3 protein-coding genes are annotated in these 3814 nt (G+C 67.3%); all 3 read right to left on the bottom strand.

Going from position 1 to position 3814, the window contains the following annotated elements; all coding sequences use genetic code 11:
- Positions 1-2791: WXG100-like domain-containing protein (locus tag BLV96_RS48955; RefSeq protein ID WP_143051173.1), on the bottom strand; the 2791-nt coding region annotated here is incomplete at its 3' end.
- A gap of 60 nt (positions 2792-2851) precedes the next feature.
- Positions 2852-3202: a hypothetical protein gene (locus tag BLV96_RS48950; RefSeq protein WP_086678586.1), complete on the bottom strand. Its 351-nt coding sequence runs from the start codon at positions 3200-3202 to the stop codon at positions 2852-2854.
- Positions 3195-3662: a YbaB/EbfC family nucleoid-associated protein gene (locus tag BLV96_RS48945; RefSeq protein WP_086678587.1), complete on the bottom strand. Its 468-nt coding sequence runs from the start codon at positions 3660-3662 to the stop codon at positions 3195-3197. Before BLV96_RS48945 ends, BLV96_RS48950 begins: the two co-directional genes overlap by 8 nt.
- Between the last annotated feature and the right edge of the window lie 152 nt (positions 3663-3814).

The raw sequence follows: 3814 nt of genomic DNA, 5'->3' as shown, positions 1-3814 counted from the left end.
GCGTCACCTCAGTCTCGTGCACCGACGTCAAATAGGCAGCGGCCACTGCGGCCGCCGCAGCTTCATCACCTGCTCGTGACCTGTCGGGCGCAGACCTGTCCGACCGCGAAGACTGCTCCGGCTGCGTCCGATCAGTCCCGCGATCCGAACCACCCGGATCCGTCGGCCGCCCTGGTGGGCTCACCTCCAGCCTCTCAGGCCGCACACCCACGGTCGGCTTCTGTCCCAGACCGCCGTCCAGCGGCAAGAGCGTCGCAGATGGCCGCGGTCCGGGCATCGACCCACCACGATCGACGACTCCCCCGCCGCTATTCCCCGGATCGATACCACCCGCCCGGGGTCCTTCCCCGGTCGCGGACCGCGGAACCGAAGCCGGCGTGACGCTGACGGCGCTCGCCTTGACCTGCGCTGAATCAGAAGCCCGAGCAGCAGACCCGGCCTCGCTGTCCAGCTGAGTCGCGGGCCGTGCCGGCCTCGAAGGGTCGACCGGCCGCGGACCGGGCGGATCGGGCGTCAGCAGAAGTCGGTCGGAGACTTGGCCAGGCTTCACCGGTGATGTGGCGCGACCGGAGCCGACCGCAGCGCCGGTATCCGCAGACGACGGCAAGATCCGGGTCCCCGCCTCTCCCCCAGGCAGGGACCGGACAGGCTCGGAGCTCGCCGCCGGCCGCGCGACTGCCGCGCCCGCACCCGCCTTCGCGGACGCCTCCGGCTGCCGGACCTCGGACTCCGGCGCGGTCCGTGACGTGCTGTCCGGTCCGGTCGCTTCGATCTTCGGCTGCGCCCGGCCGACGGCCGGCTCTCCGCCGGAGGTCGGCACCGACCCGGCGCGAGCACCGCCGGCGGTCACCGGCATCTCCCGCAGCAGCGGCGCAGACGACGTCGCCTTCGGCGCGACGTCCGGACTCGAGCCGTGATCCACCCGTGGACCTTCGCCGACCGGACTCGAACCAGCACCTGACCGGTGCGCCGCTGCGAGGTGCTGGGTTCCCGAGCCCGGCAGCGAACCCACCGAGCTCGCCGGTGAGCCAGCCGAGTCCGGCACCGACGCGGACCAGCTGTTTCGGCCCGACCCGTTGTCGGAAGTCGTCGCGGAACTCACCGAATCGGCGGAAGTCCCGGCCAGGAACCGTTCCGCCGAGGACGTGTCGACCGACAGCTGCGGCCGTCCGGAAACTGCATCTCCGGCCGAAGCCGCGGATGCAGGATGGGTTGCAGCGGATCCCGTGTCAGCGGCCTGACCGGTGCCCGAGACGGAGCTGTCCGCGGCATCCGGCGAACTCGACCCGCTGGAGCCTGCCGCACCGAAGCGCTGATCATTCGCCGAGTTCGACTCGCCGGACATCGCGGTCCCGGAACTCTCGGCCGAGCCGGCAACGGACGCCGCCTCCGAATTTCGAGCGTTACCAGACATCGACGCGTCCCGGTTGGCTCCGCTCTGACCATCCGAGACCGTGCTGGGGCGACTGTCTTCGCCGGCGAACAGCCGTCCTAGCTTGGTACCGTCACCGGCCGTCACCTCCGCAGCGCCGTCGCCGGCCTCCGCCGAACCGCCGGCTCCTTCGCCGCGCATCGCCCGCGCGTTCGCACGGGGAAACAAGGGTGCGTCCAACGCCGACGAAATGGCCGCACGAGCGTCGGAAAACACCTGCGGGACAGACGAACTCTCGACCTCGGAGATCTCACGGGACGCGCCGAGAGAGCCGCCGGCCAGGCCCGCATCCAGCTCCGGCCCCCGGGCCTCGCCCACGCGCGGGACCCAGCTGAAGTCGCCGCGCACACTCTTCCACATGGCATCGTCGACCTTGGCTGACATGCTGCCGGGCTTGACCGTGTTGTAGTGCGCGGCACCACCCAACGCGCCCGCCCAGAACTCACCATGCCCCCCGGTGGCCACATTCACGAGGGGATTGCTCGCCATCACGCCACCGACCTGCGTCATCGCGTAGCCGATCTGCCCGATCCCCCGAACCCAACCGGGGACGCGCTTCCCCACGTCGTCACCGATCATCCCCAGGCCGACCTTCGCGGCCCCGCGAAACGCGCCGAACGCCGCCCCGCCGATCCCCCCGCCGATGGCCGAATTCTTCAGCGAATCCAGGTCGATGTCGTCGCGTTTGTGGTCCACCTTCTGGAATCCCTGGATGGTGACATCCAAGCCCGTCATCAAACCGGCGTTGGCCGCCGCGTACTTGCCCATCGTCCAGGCGACCTTCCCCACGGCCATCCCGACCTGCCGCACCGTCAACTGGGAAATCGACCGAACCAGGGCATTCCACATCTGCGTCAATGCGACGCGAGCCGCTGCCACTGTGCCGGGAATCGCGAACGAACCAAACACCGAGATCGCCAACGCGATAATGGTCGCCAGCACCATCGCCAGCATCACCGCGAACATGATGATCGTCTTCACGATATCCGCAGCCGCAGTGCGGCACATCTTCGCGTAATCCTGGGCTTTTTCCTGCTCAGCCTTGAGTCCATCGCGAACGGACTTCAGGTACTCCAGATTCCGCTCAGCGGTCGCGCCCTGCATGGAACGCTCGAACTGAGGAACCAGCTTCTCCATCCCGGCGTTGATCGCCTCGAGAGCGCGACGGAACTCCTCCCACGCATCCGCCATGGCATACAGTGCGTTGTGGTCACCCTCCGGGAAGGCCATACCGACGACGACTTTGCAGAAGGTCTGCAGCTGCTCCGAAACGTGATGACTGAGCGACGCCCCCTTGCCGTGCGCGGAGCTCGACTCGCCCCCGCCGTGCGTACCACCACCGGTTTCCTTCGTGACCACCGACTACACCTCTCCCCCGGCTGTCGATGATCACACCAGGAATACGAGACAAAACAACAACTACTGATCGCTCTCCGACGGCGGCGGAGACGAAGGCGGAGGTTGCTCGTCGAACGCCTGAGCCGCCGATGAATCCAAGCCCTCCATGAACTCCGCACTCTTCTGCATATTGCGCGCCGAAGCAGCCATTCCCTCCGCAGCATTGCCGAGACCTTTCCGGTCCTTCTCGGCCTTCTGGTAGTAGTTCTTCTCGAACGCCTCACCAGGCTCGTCGGTCCCCCACGCCCCCTCGTACTGCGCCAGCACGTCCGACAGCTTCCCCTGCGCGGCCTTCAAATCCGCCGCCAGGTTCGTCAGCTGCTGAGTGGCCGACCTCATCCCCTCCGGATCGATGAACAGCTTGTCAGCCATTTGTCTCACCGTCCGGCCGCGGCCGTCGGCCAGACAGGTCGACGTCGAGACCGAATCCTTCCAGCATCGGTCCGAACATCGACTTGATCATCTCGTCCGGTCGCACCTCGCCGGCGGCCATTCCCGCTAGATCCAGTCCCGGCACACTGGCCTCGCCCATCAGATCGGACATCTTCTGCTGGGCTTCGGCTCGCCCCTTCTGCAGGGTCTCGACGATGATCTGGGCCAGTTGGGCAGGCGGCAGAGTTCGGTACTTGGAGCCGTTGAAAGTCAGCTCCACCAGCTCACCCCGCCCGTCCAGGGTCATGGTCAGCGACCGGTCCTTCGGGTGCACGGTCGTGCGGGCCTCATCCCAGTGCTTGCCCAGCTGGCCGAGCTTGTCCATCTCGGTCTCGAACGTCGCCCACGCGTTATCCATGGCACGGACCGGGTCGGATTCAGCGAAATCCGGGTTCGTCATCCTCGTTCCTCCTCACAGCCGCAGGCATCGCCACACCAGCCGGCCCGCATCGTCACGCGAACGCTCAGCTGTGTCAGCAGCAGCTACCCGCGGCTTCCTCACCTCCAATCATGCGACTGGGCAGCTCACATACACCCCACCACCAGACAACC

Origin of the sequence: Amycolatopsis pretoriensis, from assembly GCF_900107925.1 — a bacterium.
GTDB classification, from domain to species: domain Bacteria; phylum Actinomycetota; class Actinomycetes; order Mycobacteriales; family Pseudonocardiaceae; genus Amycolatopsis; species Amycolatopsis pretoriensis.
Note: the sequence above shows the minus strand (reverse complement) of the source record. Positions and strands in the feature narration are given on the sequence as shown.

Coding starts and splice junctions, on each gene's coding strand:
- BLV96_RS48945 (WP_086678587.1), bottom strand. CDS start 3,662: ATGACGAACCCGGATTTCGCTGAATCCGACCCGGTCCGTGCCATGGAT.
- BLV96_RS48950 (WP_086678586.1), bottom strand. CDS start 3,202: ATGGCTGACAAGCTGTTCATCGATCCGGAGGGGATGAGGTCGGCCACT.